General features: G+C 69.0%; 19 protein-coding genes and 1 pseudogene. 7 read left to right on the plus strand and 13 right to left on the minus strand.

Annotation, left to right across the window (positions count from 1 at the left end; genetic code table 11):
- Positions 1–4 precede the first annotated feature (4 nt).
- The 10 genes and pseudogenes from ACWC5O_RS11300 to ACWC5O_RS11345 form a co-directional block, all read right to left on the minus strand.
- Positions 5–1231, minus strand: coding sequence for a site-specific integrase (locus tag ACWC5O_RS11300; protein ID WP_450586240.1), 1227 nt, complete (start codon positions 1229–1231; stop codon positions 5–7).
- On the minus strand, positions 1228–1434 hold the full coding sequence (locus ACWC5O_RS11305; RefSeq protein ID WP_450586242.1) for an excisionase family DNA-binding protein: 207 nt from the start codon (positions 1432–1434) through the stop codon (positions 1228–1230). Before ACWC5O_RS11305 ends, ACWC5O_RS11300 begins: the two co-directional genes overlap by 4 nt.
- Positions 1431–2710, minus strand: a pseudogene (locus ACWC5O_RS11310) (replication initiator). The gene ACWC5O_RS11305 and the pseudogene ACWC5O_RS11310 overlap by 4 nt, the downstream one beginning before the upstream one ends.
- Positions 2711–2868: 158 nt before the next feature.
- Positions 2869–3114: a SpdD protein gene (locus ACWC5O_RS11315; protein WP_450586244.1), complete on the minus strand. Its 246-nt coding sequence runs from the start codon at positions 3112–3114 to the stop codon at positions 2869–2871.
- A 22-nt stretch (positions 3115–3136) separates the two neighbouring features.
- Positions 3137–3331, minus strand: a complete 195-nt coding sequence (locus tag ACWC5O_RS11320) for a hypothetical protein (protein WP_101373780.1) — start codon at positions 3329–3331, stop codon at positions 3137–3139.
- 16 nt (positions 3332–3347) lie between these two features.
- The gene (locus ACWC5O_RS11325) at positions 3348–3539 is read right to left on the minus strand and encodes a mobile element transfer protein (protein WP_450586245.1); all 192 of its coding nucleotides are present in this window, start codon (positions 3537–3539) and stop codon (positions 3348–3350) included.
- A gap of 11 nt (positions 3540–3550) precedes the next feature.
- On the minus strand, positions 3551–4162 hold the full coding sequence (locus ACWC5O_RS11330) for a DUF2637 domain-containing protein (protein ID WP_450586247.1): 612 nt from the start codon (positions 4160–4162) through the stop codon (positions 3551–3553).
- 88 nt (positions 4163–4250) lie between these two features.
- The gene (locus tag ACWC5O_RS11335) at positions 4251–5606 is read right to left on the minus strand and encodes an FtsK/SpoIIIE domain-containing protein (RefSeq protein ID WP_450586249.1); all 1356 of its coding nucleotides are present in this window, start codon (positions 5604–5606) and stop codon (positions 4251–4253) included.
- The gene (locus tag ACWC5O_RS11340; protein ID WP_450586251.1) at positions 5606–5959 is read right to left on the minus strand and encodes an SCO3933 family regulatory protein; all 354 of its coding nucleotides are present in this window, start codon (positions 5957–5959) and stop codon (positions 5606–5608) included. Before ACWC5O_RS11340 ends, ACWC5O_RS11335 begins: the two co-directional genes overlap by 1 nt.
- A 168-nt stretch (positions 5960–6127) precedes the next feature.
- Positions 6128–6916 carry a GntR family transcriptional regulator gene (locus ACWC5O_RS11345; protein WP_450586253.1) on the minus strand — a complete coding sequence of 263 codons (789 nt, stop codon included), beginning with the start codon at positions 6914–6916 and terminating at the stop codon, positions 6128–6130.
- 107 nt (positions 6917–7023) lie between these two features.
- Here ACWC5O_RS11345 and ACWC5O_RS11350 point away from each other — a divergent pair, with 107 nt between their 5' ends.
- The 5 genes from ACWC5O_RS11350 to ACWC5O_RS11370 all read left to right on the plus strand — a co-directional run bounded on the left by ACWC5O_RS11350 (position 7024) and on the right by ACWC5O_RS11370 (position 11104).
- The gene (locus ACWC5O_RS11350) at positions 7024–7431 is read left to right on the plus strand and encodes an NUDIX hydrolase (RefSeq protein ID WP_413947249.1); all 408 of its coding nucleotides are present in this window, start codon (positions 7024–7026) and stop codon (positions 7429–7431) included.
- 46 nt (positions 7432–7477) lie between these two features.
- On the plus strand, positions 7478–7906 hold the full coding sequence (locus ACWC5O_RS11355; protein WP_450586255.1) for an ATP-binding protein: 429 nt from the start codon (positions 7478–7480) through the stop codon (positions 7904–7906).
- On the plus strand, positions 7900–8283 hold the full coding sequence (locus tag ACWC5O_RS11360) for a hypothetical protein (protein WP_450586256.1): 384 nt from the start codon (positions 7900–7902) through the stop codon (positions 8281–8283). Before ACWC5O_RS11355 ends, ACWC5O_RS11360 begins: the two co-directional genes overlap by 7 nt.
- Before the next feature lie 575 nt (positions 8284–8858).
- Complete coding sequence (locus tag ACWC5O_RS11365) at positions 8859–10079, plus strand: acyl-CoA thioesterase/BAAT N-terminal domain-containing protein (RefSeq protein WP_450586258.1); 1221 nt, start codon at positions 8859–8861, stop codon at positions 10077–10079.
- A 347-nt stretch (positions 10080–10426) separates the two neighbouring features.
- A complete protein-coding gene (locus ACWC5O_RS11370; protein ID WP_450586260.1) occupies positions 10427–11104 on the plus strand; it encodes a hypothetical protein in 678 nt (225 codons plus the stop codon).
- 258 nt (positions 11105–11362) lie between these two features.
- Here ACWC5O_RS11370 and ACWC5O_RS11375 read toward each other — a convergent pair whose 3' ends face one another.
- Both ACWC5O_RS11375 and ACWC5O_RS11380 read right to left on the minus strand, forming a co-directional pair.
- The gene (locus ACWC5O_RS11375; protein ID WP_450586261.1) at positions 11363–11851 is read right to left on the minus strand and encodes a hypothetical protein; all 489 of its coding nucleotides are present in this window, start codon (positions 11849–11851) and stop codon (positions 11363–11365) included.
- Between the two features lie 436 nt (positions 11852–12287).
- Positions 12288–12884, minus strand: coding sequence for a site-specific integrase (locus tag ACWC5O_RS11380; RefSeq protein ID WP_450586263.1), 597 nt, complete (start codon positions 12882–12884; stop codon positions 12288–12290).
- Between the two features lie 933 nt (positions 12885–13817).
- Here ACWC5O_RS11380 and ACWC5O_RS11385 point away from each other — a divergent pair.
- Positions 13818–15794 carry a hypothetical protein gene (locus tag ACWC5O_RS11385; RefSeq protein ID WP_450586265.1) on the plus strand — a complete coding sequence of 659 codons (1977 nt, stop codon included), beginning with the start codon at positions 13818–13820 and terminating at the stop codon, positions 15792–15794.
- A gap of 537 nt (positions 15795–16331) precedes the next feature.
- Here the strand turns inward: ACWC5O_RS11385 and ACWC5O_RS11390 are convergent.
- Positions 16332–17336, minus strand: a complete 1005-nt coding sequence (locus ACWC5O_RS11390; RefSeq protein ID WP_450586267.1) for a helix-turn-helix domain-containing protein — start codon at positions 17334–17336, stop codon at positions 16332–16334.
- A gap of 379 nt (positions 17337–17715) precedes the next feature.
- On the opposite strand from ACWC5O_RS11390, the gene ACWC5O_RS11395 reads away from it, so the two are divergent.
- Complete coding sequence (locus tag ACWC5O_RS11395; RefSeq protein WP_450586269.1) at positions 17716–19644, plus strand: PhoX family protein; 1929 nt, start codon at positions 17716–17718, stop codon at positions 19642–19644.
- The last annotated feature ends 45 nt before the right edge of the window (positions 19645–19689 follow it).

Genomic DNA, 19689 nt, shown 5'->3' on the forward strand with positions numbered 1-19689 from the left:
CGCCTCAGCCAGTGCCGTCCATGGCATCGGAGAGCTTGCCGAGCGCGGCCCGCACCTCCTCCTCGCTCGCTTCCGCGTAGACCTCCATCGTCATGGCGATCTGCGAGTGCCGCAGGATCCGCTGTGCCACCTTCGGATGCACCTTCAGGGCGACGAGAAGCGAGCTGCACGTGTGGCGGGTGTTCCTGAGCGGGATCACCCGGAGGCCGGCGCGCCGGGCCCGCAGGGCGAACATGCGGGTGAGGTTGCCCGGCTCGATCGGGGTGCCGTACTTCGTGGTGAAGATCAGGCCGCGCGTGTCCCGCCAGAGATCACCGGCCGCCTTCCGGTCCCCGGTCTGCTGAGCCCGTCGCATCCGGAGCGCCCTGAGGCAGAACTCAGGGAGGGGAAGGAAGTCGTCGGACTCCTTCGTTTTGGTCTCCCGGTGGAGGATCCGACGGCCCGCGCGCTGGATCTGGTGATCCACGTACAACTCACCGGTCTCGAAGTCGATCGACTTCCAGGTCAGGCCAAGGACCTCACCACGGCGCAGCCCCAGGCAGAGGACCAGCACCCACGCCGCGAAGAGCGGATCTTCCCGCGCGAGGGAATCGGCGAGGAAGCGCCCGGCTTCGACCACGGACCAGGGCTTGATCCGGCGGCGGCGAGGCTTGGGGACCTTGACCAGAGAGGCCACGTTCTTGCTGATCTCCTCCTCGGTCACAGCGTGGGTGAGGGCGGCTCGCAGGGCGTCACGGGCGGCCTGGACGACTCGCCGGGAGGGGAACGCCTTGCAGCACTCCCCGACGGCACAGCAGCGCTGCCGTGCCTTGGCCCGCTTGGCGTCCTTGCCCTGTGCGCAGCACTGGCAGATGCCAGCCAGCTTGGTCAGCCACTCCCGCACGTCCCGGACGGTGAGCTTGTCGAGCCGCTTCGTGCCCAGGTGCGGGACGATGTACAGCTGCACGGAGCCCTCGTACGAGATGTAGGAGAGCGGGGCGAGGTTGGGCTTCACGATCGACGCAAGCCAGTAGGAGAGGAAGGCCTGCACCGTGCGGTGGCGGGTCTGCAAGGGGCCCTTGGAGGCCTCGTTGTGCAGCTTGATCCACTTCTCGTGGGTCTCGTCGCAGGTCTTGCCGTAGACGTACTTCCGCTTGCGGTCGCCCTCCGGAGTGGTGACCCATGCGTAGGCGGCGAAGCCGTTCTTGTACGGGTAGATGGATCCCTCGCCGTTGGCGCGCTTTCCGCTCATGCCGCCCACTCCTCGGCTTCGGAGGCGCAGCGGCTCACGTACTCGTCGACCCACGCCGGGAGGATGCGACGGTTGCGGCCGATCTTCACGGACCGGATCTCACCGCTCAGGATGAGCGCCTTGGTCTTGGAGAGGCCGAAGCCGAGCATCTCGGCGACCTCGGCTGTGGTGTGCCACTTGCGCGTGATGGACACCGTGGTCATGCGGTGGGCTCTCCTTCCGTTCCGGGAGCGGGTTCGAGGGATGCGGCAAGCCAGGCCTCGGCGCCGGACAGGCCGGTACCGGCGAAGACCCAGTGGGCGAGGACGTACGTCGTGTCGGGCTCCGGCCCGTTGGGTGCTGCCGCTTGTGCTCGGCGCCATTCGGCGCGGGCGTCACGGAGGGCGCCGAGGGTGGTGGAGTAACGGCGGGACTTGGTGGAGAAGTGGCCGCGGAAGCCGAGCATGTGAGCCCACGCGCGCAGGCGGAGGTGTTCCAGGTCTTTGCGGGCGCCGAGGGCCCAGGCTGTTCGGATGAGGCGGCGGGCGTGGTCGCTGATGTCGAGCTGGGCGAGTTCGGCGGCGAACTTCAGCGGCCGGTCGAGGGCACCTGTCGCCGTCTCGGCGCCCTTGGCCGCGTACTTGGCGATGTAGCGGCGACGGCTCGTTCGGTCAGTTCCTGGCCGTTGTTGAAGTCGGCAGAGCGGATCGTGCGGACGTCGAGCTGGCGGCTGAAGGCGAAGGTGCGTGCGCGACCGTCCAGGGTCGGGCCGTCGACACGGACCTTGGTGGCGGCGGCTCGGATGGCGTCGGTCAACAGCTCGGCGGTCGCCCAGGCCGGGGGCACGGTGTCGCCACCGCCGGGACCGTCCAGGCGGATGACTGCGTGGAAGTGAACGGCGCCCCGCTTCTGGTACTCGGCGACCTTGGCGAAGGAAACCCGGGCGTGCTCGCGGAGCCGACGTTGAGAGAGTCCCGCGCGCTTGGCGACCTCCCGGCGCAGGTAGACGGAGAAGCGTCGCCAAAGGGCACCGGCGTGGGCGTTCCACAGGACGGCCGCTTCGTAGTCGTAGGTGTCCGGGTCGAGCGGGGTGCCAAGGGCGTCGTCGTCCTGGTCGTGGTGGCGGCCGCAGCGGCAAGGGTGGCCGTCGGTCCGGCGGTTGTGGACCGGGCCGAAGCCGGGGGCGGTGAAGGTGGCGAAGACGCGAGGGTGGGCGGCGACGTGTTCCGGGGTGCCCTTGCCGCCGCGCAGTCCGGCGGTGATCAGCTGGAAGGTGTCGCGGCGGTAGACCTCGGCGCAGGCCGGGCAGCGGGTGGTGCGGCGGTTGTTGCAGCGGACGAGGAGTTGGCCGGCGGGGAGGGCCGAGGAGTCGAGGTGTTGGAGAACGTGGCCGATCTCGCCGGTTGTGGTGTTGAGGTCGTACTCGGTGCGGTGGCCGTCCAGGCGGATCGGGTGGGTGCAGCCGCCGAGCCCGGAGAGCTGCCGGAGGATACCGGGCAGGTGACCGTCGGCGGCGAGGTTGCTGAGTGCCCGGAACGGGGGCGGGGTGGTGCGGGTGAAGATGGCTTCTCTCCTTCTGACTGGTGCTGTCGGGAGGGATGGGCCACCGGGGCGGCGGATGCTTGGCCGTGTCGCGCCGCCCCGGAGGTCAAGGCGCGTCAGCGCCGGTTGTGTTCGCGGAGCAGGGAGCGCAGGACCACGGCGGCGACGGCCACCGAGATGGCAGTCACGGCGACGGCGGCCAGGAGCGCGGTGAGGACCACACCGCCGACGAGCACGGCCGCGACCGTCTTCTGGTCGATGGAGACCGACGGGAGCGAGCGCCGGACGGGCGCCGGGTCGGTCGGGGTGTGGGCGTGCGCGAGCGGCGGGGCCGGGTTGTCGGGGTACTTGGGCAAGAACACGAACCTCTCCTTATCTGCTCGTCTAGTCATGTGAGCCGTTTACGACGCCCACTCCGGAGCGCGTACCGGACTCGATTGCAGGGGCGAGGAAGGTGTGCGAGAGCCAGAAGCCGAAGAGGGCGATCAGGACGACGATCCAGGTGCGGACGCCGAGGTACTTGATCGCGCCCCAGGCGAAGAAGCCGAGGACGACGACGAGCGGCAGGCTGACGGTCACGGTTTTCCGGGTCCTTTCAGCGGACGGGGCAGCGGTGGGTACGGGCGGCGAGTTCTGCGGCTGCGCGGTTGTCGTAGTCGGCGGAGAAGCCGCAGCGCGGGGCGGTGCAGGCGGCGGTGTGCTTCTCGCGGCCACGGTTGTCGTAGGCGGTGCCGACCTGCACGGGGCCGATGCGGGTGACGTTGCGGAAGCTGCGGTTGGCGGTCATCGGGCTTCCTTTCACAGGTGGGCGGCGATGGCTTCGGCCATGGGGGCCGGGACGCCGAGGCGGGCGCGCAGCGTGGGGGTGTCGATCGGGGAGCCGGTACGGGTGTGGTGCTCGACAGCGACCTTGCGGGCGTGGTCGATGAGGGCGGACGGGACCGGGACGGGCGGGCGTTCCAGTGGTGCGTCGATGGCGGGCGGCTCGTGGGTGGGGTCGGTCTCGTTCTCCTGGTCCGCGATGGCCTCGGCGGTCGTGGCTGCTCTGGGTGCCGAGTGGGCTAGGAGGGTTCCGCCGAGGAAGGCGACGGCAGGCCAGCCCGCGACGAGGATGCTCAGCCAGGCCGGGACGTCGCCGAGGTCGAGCACGCCGGCGGTGGCGACGTTCGCGCCGAGGGATGCAGTGAGTGCGATGACGAACCAGCACCAGGCCGCCGCATTGGCTCCACCGGAGCGCAGTCGGCGCCAGGCGGCGACGAGCAGCAGGTCTACGGAGACGGGGTAAGCCCAGGCTTTCCACCCGTCCTGTCCGGCTGCCATCGCGACGTCATGAATGTGCGCGAAGGACAGCACGGCGGCGATGAGCGCCTGGACAAGCACCGCGTCTACGCGGGCCAGTTGGGCGCGCATTAGGCGGCTCCTTCCTGGTTCAGGCATGGGAGGGGCAGGGACTTGGCGCGAGACGGTCACGCCAGCCGGTTGGAACGTGAGGGGGCGGCTAGGCGGCGAGGGTCGAGGACTCGACGGGCTGTACGGGCACCTCGGGCCTTAAGGGGTTCAGCGCGGGGACGTCGGGCATCAGGTGAGCCGTCTCCCGGCAGGTGTCGGCGGCGGCGCCGAGGGAGAGGTACGGGGTGCGGATGCGGGACCAGCCGCCGGAGGTGTCCCCCGCAACGGCGAGGCCGGGACGTTCGGGGGCGATGGCACAGGCAGCCATGACAGCTTCTGGTGCGATGTCGCCAAGGGCCATCTTGGCGAAGGCTTCATCGTTGACGCGGTGGCAGACACGGCCGGTGAGCTGGGCGCGGAGCATGGTGGCGCCCTTGCCGAGTTCGGCACCGAAGCGCTGCCCGCAGACTTCCAGATAGATGCCGGCCGCGCGGCCCAGCTGGGCGAGGCGGATGAGCTGGGTGACCATCTCGTCCCGGCGCTCCTCGTCCTTCTTCGTGGCGACGAGGAACAGCTCGGCGACCTCGTCCACGAACAGCACTATGGGCACGGGCCGTTCGCTTCTGGGCAGGCCCCAGATGTCGGAGGTGATCTCCTCCTCGGGAGTGTCCGGTGCGATGCCCTGCCGGGCCTTGATCAGGTCGTATCGGTCCTCCATCTCCTTCACGAGTACCGGCAGCAGATCTGCGGCTTCGGCCGGGTCGGTGGCGAGCGCGGACAGGCGTGGGGCGAAGGGCGCCAGCTCCACACCCCGTTTGCAGTCGATGCCGACCAGGGCGACGGGTTGAGGGGCGAGCCCGGAGATGAGGTGGCGCAGGTACATGGACTTGCCCGACAGCGTTGCGCCGAGGGTGAGCTGGTGGGGAACGGTACGGTAGTCGCGTACGAAGGGCATGGCGTCCTCCCGCAGCGCAACCGGCACCTTGAGGAACCCGGCTTCGGCCTTGCGCGGCATGCGAACCTTGCGCAGGACGTCAAAGCCGACCAGGCGCAGTTCCACGACACCCGGTTTGACGGTGGTGACGTAGACGGCGTGAACCCCCCAGGCATGGCGAAGTCGTTCGGCCGAGGCGGCGAGGTCAGCGGGTTCCTGTCCCGGGGCGAGGCGGAGCCTAAGCCGTAAGCCGGTCGTGGTGGGCCGGATGATGCCCCGGCGGGGCGGCACCGGCCGCACTTCACGTCGGGTGGTGGCCTTCATGGCAAGGACGCGCAGCCGCGAGGGCGCCACGGTCAGGCCGCACGCTTCCATGACCGAGGCGTACGAGCCGAGCAGCCGGACGGTGGACGCCGGGCCACCGACCGTGCACCAGAAGAGGACGGGATGCTTGGCCCGGGCGTAGGCGGCCCCACCGCCGCGCGCGGCGACAGGACCACCCACTTCCAGGAGCGTCGTCAGGTCGGACATCAGGCAGCGTTCCCCACGTTCGGGAAAGCGGCCGGGGTGACGGCGGCGGCGCGGTAGGCGATGCCGTGACGCTGCTGCCCGTTGAAGACGCTCTCCCAGGGCCGGGCAGCCAGCCCCGGCAGCGAGACCGGCGAGCCGAGCGCCAGTCCCTCGGAGACCCCGCTCTCGGGGATGGTGACCTTGATGAGGGAGGACTCTCCTTCCTCGATGTAGACGACGCCGATGGTCATCAGCGCCTCGCCGCTGGCGGCGTCTTTGGCGATCTCGCCGGTCTGCCGGTCGCGGATCTTCGGCTCGGGAGCCTCGGTCAGGAGGATCGTGGCGGCAGAGGTCTCAACGCGGATGGTGCGCAAGGCACACACTCCTATCTACTCGTCTATACAAGACGCAATCTACGAACCCGTTCTCCCGGGTTACGTAATCACCCTGCCACACAACTTGCCCACTCGTCTATACGAGTATGCGTGTTGGGGTGTACGAGTTCTGAGAAGTGTCCCCGCGCACCACCGCCGGTTATGCCCTCACGTGGCCGGGAGCTGGTACGACAGGACGTACGCGTCCGCCGCCATGACCGTGTCACAGACCTCGACCGCGCGTCCCTCGGCATCGAAGGCGGTACGGATCAGATGGATGACGGGCACACCGGCCGCCAGATGCAGCGTCTTGACCTCGGCGGGCGAGGGCATCCGGGCACGGATCTCCTCCTCGAAGTGATCGAGACGGTGACCCAGCTCTTCGAGGCGGGCGTAGATGCCGCCGGGACCAGGGTTCGGCTCGGCGATGGGCGTACCGCGGGCGATGTCGAGCGGGAGGTAGGAGGTCGCGAACTCGACCGGCTTCCCGTCCAGCAGGTACCGGCGCCGACGGGCGAGGACCCGCCGCACGGACCCGAGCCTGGCGGAGATGTCCTGGCTCGGCTTCTCCTCCTTGACCTCCAAGCTGTCGACCGTGGGGTGACCGCCGGCCGCGTCGGCCTCCACGATGAACGCGGACTTGCCCTGCTCCCGATGCCGTCGGGCGAACCGGTCGGAGGCGAGGCGGCGCACGGGCGGACGCGGCCGGACGAAGACGCCCTTGCCGTGCTCGGCGTGCACCAGGCCCTCACCCGTGAGGACGGAGAACGAGTTGCGGACGGTCATTCGGGATACCCCGTAGTGGTCTACCAGCTCGGCTTCCGAGGGCAGCTTCTCGCCCTCGCGGAATCGCCCACGGTCGATGGCCTCACGCAGCTGGTCGGCGATCTGCCGGAAGACCGCACGATCGCTCGTGGGGTCGAGATCGCCGAGGAGGCCCGAAGGGAGAGGGCTCACGTGTACTCCTTTAGGTATCTAGACGAGTGGGCGAGTGTTGTTGCTACGGTGGAGAGCCTAGCCATCCGAGAGGGCCCAGGAACGTGAGCACAGAACGCCCGCACTCCGTGAGCGTGGCCGGGGTCGTCGTCGACGACCGGGGCCGAGCCCTCCTGATTCAGCGCCGGGACAACGGTCACTGGGAGCCACCGGGCGGCGTCCTCGAACGCGAGGAGACCATTCCCGAGGCCCTCCAGCGCGAAGTCCTCGAAGAGACCGGCATCAAGATCGCACTTCCCGCGACCCTGACCGGCGTCTACAAGAACATGACGGGCTTGATCGTTTCGCTGGTCTTCCGCTGCGAGGCCGCTGACGGCACGCCCACCACTGGTGACGAGACCCGCGCCCTGCGCTGGGCTACCCGCGAAGAGGTCTCCGAGCTTGCCGACGAGGCGTACGCGATCCGCGTCCTGGACGCACTCGACGCGGCGTCTCCGCCGGCCATCCGCGCCCACGACGGCGTGAAACTCGTCTAGCCTGAACCCGCTGCACATGGCGGCCTACCAGCACGAAGGAACTTGTATGCACGAGTATACGAGTACAGCCCGGGTCTGGGGGCTCAGTTGCCCAGGATTCCCGGAAGAGGTGAGTCGGGCCCGCCGCTGGACCCGCGACATCCTGCGCGACTCCCCCTTAGCCGAAGACGCCGAACTGATCGTGAGCGAGCTGAGCGCGAACGCGATCCTCCACACGGCCAGCGGCTGCGAGTCCGGCAGCTTCCACCTGGCCGTCGCCGTCTCGGCACAGGTGGTCGCAGTGTCGGTGACGGACGACGGGGGCGCGGCCAGCGCTCCGAAGGTCGAGCACCAGGACCAGGACGCCGAGCACGGCCGAGGCTTGGGCATGGTCAGCGCGATCGCCCACCGGGTCGTCGTCCACGACAGCGATCACGGTCACACGGTTACCGCAGAGCTGTACGCGGACGCTCAGCGGGGAGGCCATCCATGCTGAGGAACACCACCAGACGCGGCTTCTGGTGCGAATGCTGGACGGAAGACCTGACTGATCAGCGGGGGCTGGCGCTGGTGGCATCGTTCGACGCCTACTCGGCACCGCAGGCTGATCGATGGGTTGCGGTCGCGCTCAGCACGATCTCACCAGCTTTGGATGCGGACGCGTCGGACGAGGCTTGGGAGTCGCTGTACGACGGCCGCGCGGAGACCAGACGAGCGCTCCTGCGGTCAGAGTCCTGCACCGTGTCAGTGACCCACGTCGACACCCGCATCACCTGGACAGTCCGACCAGTGACCTACCTGCTGCTCGCCCACCGTGAGGGCACTGAACTCCCAGCCTGTGCGTACGACTTCAAGCCTCGACCCACGGACTGAGTTACAACTTTCTTTACTGGTTCAAGCCCCGGCTGCGCTCCGCTCCGCCGGGCGCGCTCCCGGCTCCGCTGCGGGCGCCGCTCCTGCCTCCGGCCCGCTCCGCCCGCGCTGCGCCGACGCGCGCCCACTGGTGTGTAGGGCCGGTGGCCATGAGTCGATCACCGCGTACGCGGCCGGTCACAACAGAGCCTCCGGCGGGGGATCGGCCGGCACCGGGATGGAGGGGGCGCCGTCGCCGACTGCGGGCCCTTCGGGGCGGATGCTGGGGGCTCCCATCCCGCACACCATCGACCCAGGCAGAGCCGAGCAGACGCGGCCCCTGGCGTCCAGGTCGTTCGTACAGTGGCGCGCTCCACCTGGACGCCAGGAACCACGCCTGCTCCACGGTGTGTGCGTCGACGGCGTACGGGATGGGAGCTGGGGCGAGTGGTGGTGAAGGAAGCAGGCAGCTGAAGCCGGGTCTATCCTCGCGGCCTCTGATCAGGGTTGACTCGGCGGGCACTTCAAGATGAGTGTGGTGGATCAATTCCTGGGGGTGGGGCAACGTGGCGTTACGACGGTTGCGGGGATGGGCCATGGCAGTGGCCGTCGTGATCGGCTGGGGGGCGGCGGGATGCTCCTCGGGGATGCACGCCAGTACCAGGGCGATCATCGGGGTCGATGCGCCGATAGCCCTGGCTGATCAGGCCGTTCACTTGAAGATCAGTGGTCTGGAGCCACACGACGAAATCACTGTCGGCTCGTCGGCGACCGCGCACGACCACAAGGTGTGGCATGGCCAGGCAACATTCACCGCGGACGACCATGGCCTCGTCGACCTCTCCAAGACGCGGCCGGCCTCGGGGACGTACCACACGGTCGACAGTATGGGCCTGTTCTGGTCCATGAGGCCCCCGACCAGCGATCCGAACAGTGAGAACTTCGCCCCTCTTTACCCTGAGCTCTCCCCCTCATACACCGTGCAGATCACCGTGACAGCGCATGGGCGGCGATTGGCGAGCCGCACGCTCACCCGGGAATGGGTGGCCAAAGGAGTCAGCGCCCGAACGCTCACCCTGGCCCATGACAAGGTCGTCGGAGAGATGTTCCTGCCCCGCCCCGGCACTCCCCGGCACCCGGCCGTGCTGGCCTTCGGTGGATCCGAAGGCGGCATCGGCGGCATGAAGTACGCGGCGGCTCTGCTCGCCTCCCACGGCTACCCGACGCTGGCTCTCGGCTACTTCGCGATGCCCGGCCTGCCCGCCAGACTGAACAACGTCCCGTTGGAGTACTTCGCCACCGCCGCCCGACTGCTGGCAGCCCAGCCTGACGCCGACCCCGCACGCATCATTTCCATGGGCTACTCCCGAGGTAGCGAACCCGCCCTGCTTCTCGCCGAGGACTATCCCGATCTGATCCACGGCGTCGTCGTGTACTCCCCGTCGTCCAACGTCAACCCGGGAATCCCAGGCAGTGGCAACGCCTGGACCAAGGACGGGAAACCCATTCCCCTGGGCGGCATCCCACTGGATCACCTCAGCGGACCACTGCTGGCCATCGCCGGCGCAGACGACGCCCTATGGCCATCGCCGACCTATGTCAAGGCGATCACCGACGAGGTGCATGCGGACCACGACCGGCATCCGTACCAGGCGCTGGTCTACCCCAACGCCGGACACGGTGTCGGTACCTTCCCCTTCCTCGCGGAGGACACAGGTATCACGGAGTCCCTGGGTGGCAGTCGCACCGGCAACGCTGTCGCAAAGGAGCAGGGCTGGCCCAAGGTCCTCGCTCTCCTCGCCGGCACCCAGAGGTGAGTGCCACGGCGCGCAGGCCAGAACGGGCAGGCCTTGGCAAAACCACGTGCGGCGTTTGACACCAGCGGCCGACACCAACGAGCACGAACAGCAGCGGTCGAGGCCGGACCCCAGCGGACGATCAGCTGAGGCACAGAGCCGGTTAGTCGACCGTGACAGACCCTGTGATCGACCTGATAAGGATGAGGCCAGACCTCAAAGCTCTCACCTCGTACGGACGCCGTCCTCACCGTGGGGCGGCGCCCGTCGCCTTGCCTCGGTCCCAAAACTCCAGCCCGAAGCCGCTACGCCGCACACGTTCCCAAAGTGCAGGTCGCCCTGGGTTTGTCATGCGGCATCATGCGCGTGTGGAGATTGCTCGCTTAGTGCTCGACTACCTCAAGGTCATCATCTGGCCCGCTGTGACCGTAGTGATCGTTTACGGCTTCCGAAGCCAGCTCAGAGACCTCATACGCAGAGTTCGGATGCTAAGCGCGCCAGGTGTTGACGCTGAGTTCTCCAACGAGGTCATCGCTGCCAGCGCAGATGCAGAGGTGGCGGTACTGAACAATCACCTTGGGGTTCCCGACCAAACTGAGTTGCCGCCTGTGCTCGACCACGGGGCACAACCCGCGGCGCCGCCTGGGGCAGATTCCACCGGCCGGCCACAGGGCTCGTTCGTCCGCGCTTACTACAGGATGGCTCCAGACGACGACCCTCTCCTGACCCTCGCAGAGACGCACTCAAACGCCGCAGTCGTCGCAGCCTTCCTAGGAGTAGAGGCTCAGCTGCGACGACTTGAAGATCAATATCTACCGGCATCACGGTTGCGCTCGCCGGTCAGGCGCCTAGCCGAGCGACTAGACCTGCCCCCCGACATCAGAGCATCGATCATCGAGCTAAGCCAAGTGCGCAACGAAGTCACCCATGGCCAACGCTGCGCAGTGACTCCCGAGGCGGCCCGTACTTATGTCCGCAGCTGTCGAGAGATGATCGATTGGCTTGAAGAGCGTGGGCACCAGCAGATGATGTTCGACCTGGATTAGGCAGGCACGGGCCGCAGGCCAGAGACCTAGCTGTCCGTCTCAGTTTCCGTCTCATTCAGGGGTGGACGCCGACGTTCAGGAGAGTTCGGCCGTCGGCTGTCGTTGACAGGCCGGACGGACATGGACCCAGGTGAACGCCCCGGCATCAGGCCAGCCAGACCACCAACAGACTTGGAAAGCGTGTTGGCGGTGCCGGGGTGGGAGTGCGGCACGCAGCAGCACGCCGAGCACGGTCTGATGCTTGCCGGCTTTGGCTCGTCAGATGTAGGTCCAGCGCCATGCGTTCGAGCTGTAGGTGCACTTGATCTTCGTGCCGCCTGCGGTGGTGGTGATGGCGCCGTGGTCGCTGTTCCGGCAGAACTGCCCCGCCGAGTAGCAGTTTCCCGCGTTGGAAACGATGGTGCACGTGCCGGTGCTGTCCTGGCTACCGCTACCGCTACTCCCAGCGGCCTTGGCGGTGGTGGTCCTGGTGACGGTGACCGTGGGACCGGGCTTGGCCTTGGCTTTAACGGTCTCAGTGACGGTCGGGCCGGGCTCGGGCGTGGCTGTGACGGTCGCGGTGATGGTCGTCGTGGGTTTGACCTTGGTCTCGACGGGCTGTTGCCCGTCGTGCCCGGTGGAGCCGATGAGCGCGCCCGTGATGAACAGGGCCGTGCCGCCGACCCACACGAGTACGCGCTTGTGGAGCGGACGGGTGTCTGGTGGGCGTGGTGTCGGCGGTATGGGAGTGGTGTACGGGTCGGTCATCTCGTCCCCCAGGATGCTTCGGGTGGAGCGACCGTAGTGCCCAGCAGAGTCGTGTGCACAGAGTGTGTAGGAGTGGTGGCCATTCTGTGACCCGCGCTCGGTCGGTGCTCCAGAGCGCAAGATGGTGACGCCGGGCCGCACGGAGCTTGGCGGGGGTGAGGGCCTTCAGCGGAGGATCGGTGAAGGGGTTCCTCGGAGCAGTGCGGTACAGCAACGAAGTACAGCAACCACAGCAACCGACCATGACCCACAGCAACCCTCAGGAGCCGAACGACTGCCTGTATGACCTCCGTTGACCGATCTCTGTAGAGCTACGGATCAGAAGGTTGCAGGTTCGAATCCTGCCGAGTGCACACAGGTCAAAAGCCCTTCGGGATCATCCCGGAGGGCTTTTGACATCAACGGCTGACAGCAACGCGCCCCGAAGCGCCGCCGATCACTCCTCGGCGTGCGGCTCCTGCTCGCCGTCTGCTTCCTCCTCCGACTCGTCCAGTCCAAGCGCGTCGTCCATCCGGTCGGCGGCGGCCTTGAGCGTCGTGCTCATCACGTGCGCGTAGGTGTCCAGCGTCATCGTGATCGTGCTGTGCCCGAGCGTTTCCATGATCGTGCGAGCGTCCACGCCCTGGGCCAGTAGGAGTGACGCGCACGTGTGCCGGAGGTCGTGCACCCGCACCCGTCGTACGCCGGTATCCCGACACAGGATGGTCAGCATCCGGTTCAGGCTGCGGGGGTCCGTGACGCGACCGGTCGTTGTCGTGAAGATCAGCCCGTCCGGCTGCCCCGGCGTCGGCTGCCACTTCTTCCCCGCCACCTTGCGTTCCCGCTCCTGCTGGGCTCGATGTTGCACGAGAGCCCACACGCAGTGCTTCGGGAGGGACGCCGTACGGATGGAGCGCATGGTCTTGGGACTGCCGAAGATCAGCTCACGCCGGATGCGCTGGACGTTCCGGCGGACGCGGAGCTGACCGTTCGTGAGATCGACGTCCGCCCAGGTGAGGGCGAGCGCTTCGCCCCACCGCAGGCCTGTGAACACGAGCAGCAGCCACAGCGCAGCGCGTAGAGGCGGTGGGAGCGGGCGGTCCTGAGCATGAGGCGAGCCTCTGCGGCGTCCAGCGGACGCACTTCCTTGCGGGTAACAGTGGGGGTCTCCACGATCCGCGCGACGTTCCGCGCGATCAACTCCTCTCGGATCGCCTGCTGAAGCGAGGACCGGAGGACGGCATGGATGTGCTGGACGGTTCGGGCGGAAGGGCGACGCTCGCAGCAGATTGACGGTGCTTCGCGGCTGGTTGGCGCCGCATGGATCCGGGGTGAACGCGCCTACGGACAAGGGGCGTGGCGCTTGCTGCAGGCGGTCGATGGATGCTCCTAGAATCGAACGTGTGAACGATCACTCGCCGTCCCGACTCGAGGCCGGTCCGAAACGCATTCGCCCTCACCGGTGACTGGCCGGCGAGACCGTCGTCGCAGGCCTTTGAGGGTTGTTGCCAGAGCCCTGCCAGATTGTCAGACAGATGTCGATTGCAGCGTTTCGCCACGTTTTATGTTCTTTTGTCAGGTTCCATTACCTGCGCGACAGCGGTGTTTGTGCGTCGTCGCTCTATCGCCCCCGGGCCGTTTTCTGACGTAGCGGGGAATTGCTTCAGGAGAGGATCGGCGTGTTGTGACCAATGACGTTCACAGATCTCAAAGTTGGGGCGAGCGGGGCCTCTGGCGTGTCACTGGTCGTCGGGCGGCGCAAGTGTCGGCTTCAGCGGCATCGCCGGCCGGGCCCGGGCGGGGTTGGTGGCGTACGAGCGTCACCGCAGCGGTGTGTGCCGTGCTCACCGGTGCGGGGGTGCCGGCGGCCGTCGCCGACTCTCCGACGGCAGGTCATCGCAGCGGCAGTCGGGCAGCCGCGCCAGTCAGTCAGACCTTCACCTTCACCGGCGCTCCGCAGACCCTGACGGTTCCTGCGGGGATGCTCGTGACGATCACCGCGGACGGGGCCGGCGGTGCCGACAACACCGGCACCCCCTGTTCCGTCACGGGGACCGGTGGGACGGGGGCACGGGTCGTCACTACGCTCCCGCAAACCGCCGCACCGACGACCTTCACCATCAACGTCGGCGGCACCGGCGGCAAAGGCTGCAACGGCACCGGGACGCCGGGTGCCGGCGGGTTCAACGGCGGCGCCCCAGGTGGGAGTTATCCGACCCCTGGTTTTCATTTTGAAGGGCCGGGTGGGGGCGGGGCCTCCAGCATCAGCACGGGCGGCTCCTTGCTGGTGGTCGCCGGGGGCGGCGGTGCCGCCGGCGGCACCGGAGCGGGCTCTACGGGGGGGAACGGAGGCAACGGCGGGACAACGCCGGATGCCACCGGCGGTACCGCGGGAAGCGCCACCGGCCCTGGGGCTTCGCCGGGGCAGGGCGGGGGCGGTGGCAGCACCAGCACCAGCACCGGCGGGGCCGGCGGGGCCGGCGGCACCGCTCCACCCTGTGCGGTCACGAACGGCGGGCCGGGGAGCGGGTTCTCCGGTGCCACGGTCGGTACCGGTGGCACCGGTGGCAGCTTCGACGGCGGCTGCGCCGCCACTGCCATCGCTGGTGGTGGGGGCGGTGGTGGTGGGTACTTCGCCGGCGGGGGCGGCGGCAGCGGCGCCGTCAACAGCAGCGGCACCTCGGCGGGTGGGGGCGGTGGTGGTGGGGGCAGCAGCTTCACCACCACGTCGAGCACCGGTACACACTATGCGCCGTCCACGATCGGGACGGCGAACAACAACGGCCAGGTGACCATCTCCTACGGCCCCCCTGGCCCGAGCTTGACCATCGGCAAGAGCCACAGTGGCAGTTTGGTGCGGGGTCAGTCCGGCTCCTACACGCTCACGGTCGGCAACGACGGGATCGACGCGACCGATGGCACCGTCGTCACCGTGACCGACACTCTCCCGGCTGGGCTCACCGCGACGTCGTTGAGCGGTACCGGGTGGACGTGCACGCTGGCCACGCTGACCTGTACCCGCAGTGACGTCCTCGCGTCCGGTGGCAGCTATCCGGCGCTCACCCTCACGGTCAACGTCGCCTGTACGGCCTCCGGTCAGGTCACCAACACCGCCTCGGCCACTGGCGGCGGGGACACCTCCACTCACACCGCGACCGATCCCACGACCGTCACCGGCGCCTGCCCGCCCACGCTGGCGATCAGCAAGAGCCACAGTGGCAGTTTCGTGCGGGGTCAGTCCGGCTCCTACACGCTCACGGTCGGCAACAACGGGACCGGCGCGACCGATGGCACCGTCGTCACCGTGACCGACACTCTCCCGGCTGGGCTCACCGCGACGTCGTTGAGCGGTACCGGGTGGACGTGCACGCTGGCCACGCTGACCTGTACCCGCAGTGACGTCCTCGCGTCCGGTGGCAGCTATCCGGCGCTCACCCTCACGGTCAACGTCGCCTGTACGGCCTCCGGTCAGGTCACCAACACCGCCTCGGCCACTGGCGGCGGGGACACCTCCACTCACACCGCGACCGATCCCACGACCGTCACCGGCGCCTGCCCGCCCACGCTGGCGATCAGCAAGAGCCACAATGGCGCGTTCGGGCAGGGCAAGAGGGGCACCTACAGCATCACGGTCACCAACAGTGGCACCGGCCCGACCGACGGCACCACCGTCACTCTGACCGAAACCTTGCCCAAGGGACTCACCCCCGTCTCGCTTAGCGGTACTGGATGGGCCTGCAGCCGATCCACCCTCACCTGTACCCGCAGCGACGTCCTCCCCTCAGGGAGCAGCTACCCACCCATCACCCTCAAGGTGGACGTCTCCTGCAAGGCCCCCGGCACCGTCACCAACACCGCCACCGTCACCGGAGGCGGCGACACCACCACCCACACCGCCACCGACCCCACCAAGATCAAGCGTCACCAGCACGACAAGCACTGCGATCACCACGACCACTGGTAGGGCGACTCCCCTTGACGAGATCCGGCTAGAGCTACGGATCAGAAGCTGCCCGTGCCCCATCCGTGCCGGAAACCGGGGGGACCACAGTGGCGAGCGGATATGACGCAACAACACGGCCCCCTGACCGTCTCGTCCGGTCAGGGGCCATTCACCGGCGCGGTGGGTGTGGGATTTGAACCCAGGGTGGCTCGCGCACGACCGTTTTCAAGACCTGTCTGTCGTTGGCGGGCCGGATCTGGCGTCCGGCTGATCCGGCAGGTTACGACTTCACGAGCGAAGCCGCAGGTCCGGGGACATCAACAGAGGCGTACAACCACGCACGGCGGCGGCCCGTGAGCGGCGGACGGACCAACAGATCCCAGCAGGCGAACGGTCCGTGATGGTGCTGCACGCGCCTACGGATCACAAGGTTGCAGGTTCGAATCCTGCCGAGTGCACACCGCCTGTGGCCCTCGGTCTGACCGGCCGTCGACGGCGAAGGGCCCGGAGGGGAGCCCCCGGGCCCTTCGCCGCGCGTTCCGGGACGCCGTCCGGTGGTCAGGGCTGGATCGAGCCCTCGGGCGAGCACTCCATCGCGTGGTACTTCGGGATCGTGCCGCAGATGGTGATCGTGGTGGGCGGTGCCTCGTCGGTCACGGCGAGCATGCTGGTGTACGTGTCGCGGTCCACGCGGATCGTGGCGGACTGCTGAAGGTCGTACTTGTCCTTGATGGTGACGGAGTCGCCCACCGCGCCGTTCTCGATGCGCCCCCAGACCGCACCGCAGGCACGGCTGTAGCGCAGCTCTATGTGCATGCCGCGCAGCCAGGTCTCCCGGGCGGTCGTCGCGTCCCACTGGCAGTCCATGGCCTGGGGGTCGCGCCGTAGGCAGGTGTCATGGGAGCAGCCGGCGCGCGGGGGCTTCGGGCTGTGCTGGGAGAGGTTCTTCCCGCTGGAGGCGGAGTCCGTGCCGCCCGCGCGGGAGGTGGCCTGCGCTCCGGTGAGTACGGCCACGGTGACCAGGCTGCCCGCGAGGGCCCCGGTGGCGACGAGCCCGGCCCGGCGCAGGTTGGTCCGCCAGGTCCGGGTGGTGGCTTTCCCGTCCCGGTCGGCGGGCGCGGGCTCGGACTCGGACTCGGGTTCCGGTGGTGGACCGTCCACCGTGGTGTCGTCCACCGGGGCCTTGTCGGCGGAGGTCCCGGTGGGCGAGGTCTCGTTGTCCGAGGTGGTGGCGGTCGCCGGTGCCTCGGCCGACGGGACCCGTTCGGGGGGACGCTCGTCCACCGCGGTCTCGTCGCCGAAGTCTCCTGCTCCCGTGGCTTGTTCCAGCAGCCCCGTCAGGTAGTCCGCGTCCGCCTCCATGACGGCCGCGAACTCCTGCAGGGCGACCGAGGTCGGCAACTGCTTCCCGTTCAGGAAGCGTTCCCAGGACGAACGGCTGTAGTGGGTCCTGTCGGCCAACCGCCCGAAACTGAGCCCGGATTCCTGCTTCAGTCGCCGCATCTCGGCGGCGAGCCGTTCTCTGCCGGACGGCTCGCCGCCACCCCCCTGATCACCAGACACTTGCTGTCCCCCCTGTTTCGGTCAGTCACTATCAGTTTTGGTCACTATCAGTGCAGTTGAGCGGGGAGATTATCGCGCGCAGGTGAAGGGGGACGATCAGCCGCGCGGGCGTGCCTCTTACCTCTTCGGCTGCCCCTCCTCGGCCCTTCCCCGACCGTCTCAGGGACGTCCCGCCCGCATCCGGGACGTGGGCGGCCGTCTCGGGACGCCTCGCGGCCGGGCAACTCCCGTCCGCTGACCTAGCATTCGAGGTCGCGAGTCCCCGTGCAGCCGTTCGACCAGGCTGTCCGCCCGCCGCGTTCGTGCGACGCGGGCCGCTCGTTCCTCACTCCTGGCCGGCCCCTGGCTTCAGCGGGCCAACTTTCTCTTGGTGGCGAACATGTCAGTGCAAGGTCCTTCGTTCGACGAGGTCGTGGCCGCCTCCGTGTCGCGTCGCCACGTCATGGTCGGCGGCACCGCGGCCCTCGCCGCCTTCCTCGGCCTCTCCGCCCCCGCTCCCGCCTCCGCCGCCCCGCAGCCGGAGCCGGCGGCCGGAGCGAGAGGGCGCCTGGGCTTCGCCGCGGTCCCCGCGAGCACGGCGGACACCGTGACCGTGCCGGCGGGCTACTCGGTGCGGACGCTCGCGCCCTGGGGGCAGCCGGTGCGCGGACACAGCCCGCGCTGGCGCGCCGACGGCGGCAACAGCGCCGCCGAGCAGGCCCTGCAGATCGGTACGCACCACAGTGGGGTGCACTTCTTCCCGTACGACGACGGCCCCCGCGGCAACCGGCGCGGGACACTCGTGATCGGGCACGAGGCCACCGACGCCGTACTGCTCCACCGCGACGGCGGTGCGGAGATGACGAGGGAGAAGGTCGCCAAGTCCCTCGCCGCGCAGGGCCTCAGCGTGCTGGAGGTGCGGGAGAGCGGCGACACCTGGACCGTCGTCGACTCCGCACGCAACACACGCATCACGGGCACGACCCCGGTCGCCTTCTCGGGCCCGGTACGCGCCGACCATCCGGCGCTGCGCACCGGCGCGGACCCCGTGGGCACACTGGGCAACAGCTCCTACGGCGTGACCCCGTGGGGCACGTACCTGAGCTGCGAGGAGAACGTCACCGGCTACTTCGGCACCGACGACCGCGGCTGGCGGCCCACCCTGGCCCAGAAGCGGTACGGCGTCAGCGCGGCCGGCCACGGACACCGCTGGCACCAGGCCGAGCCGCGTTTCGACCTCGCGGTCGACGCGGGCGAGGTGAACCGGTTCGGCTGGGTCGTGGAGATCGACCCGCGCGCACCCCGGGCCACCCCGGTCAAGCGCACCGCGCTGGGCCGCTTCCAGCACGTCGGCGCGACGGTCACCGAGGCGGCCGGCCGCGTCGTCGTCTACAGCGGCGACGACGAGAACGGCGGCTACCTCTACAAGTTCGTCAGCCGGGACACCTGGCGCCGGCTGCGTGCGCGGGGCCTCAGCCCGCTGGACCACGGCACCCTGTACGTGGCCCGGTTCGAGGACGACGGCACGGGCCGCTGGCTGCCGCTGACACACGGCACGGGCCCGCTCACCCCGGACAACGGCTGGCAGGACCAGGCCGATGTCGTCCTGCGGGCCCGGCAGGCCGCGGACACGCTCGGGGCGACCCCGCTGGACCGGCCCCAGCAGACCGCGATCGCCCCGGCCGACGGAACCGTCTACCTCGCCCTCGCCAACAGCCCCGGCGGCCCGCACTGCGGCTCCGCCTCGGGCGCCGCGTGCCGTCCCGCGGTCAGTCCGCGTGACTCCAATCCGTACGGGCACATCGTCCGTTGGCGAGAGGACGCCGTCGACGCCGGTGACGGCGACGGCACGGTGGCCGGGTTCCGCTGGGACGTCTTCGTGCTCGCCGGGGACCCGGCCCACGACGAGACCGTCGCACTCGACGACACGAGCGTGTTCGGCTCGCCCAAGGGCCTGTGGTTCGACGCCGACGGTCTGCTGTGGATCCAGACCGGCGTCTCGTCGTACGCCCAGAGCCGTGCCGGGACCGGTCACGAGCGCCTCGGCAACAACGCGGTGCTCGTCGCCGACCCGGCCACCGGCGAGATCCGCCGCTTCCTGACCGGCCCGCGCGGAGCGGAGATCACCGGCGTCACCGCGACCCCCGACCGGCGCACCCTCTTCGTCACCGTCCAGCACCCCGGCGCACGTACGGCCGCGTGGGGTGCCCCCACCCCCGACGACCCGTGCGCGGTCAGCGACTGGCCCGACCACGATCCGCAGGGCCGGCCGCGCTCGGCGACGGTCGTGGTCCGGCGGGTGGACGGGGGTGTGATCGGCGCGGTGTGAGGCGCGCGTCGATCCGGAGGACTTCACACCAGACAGGCAGACGGC

It is taken from the genome of Streptomyces sp. NPDC001450, from assembly GCF_053597295.1.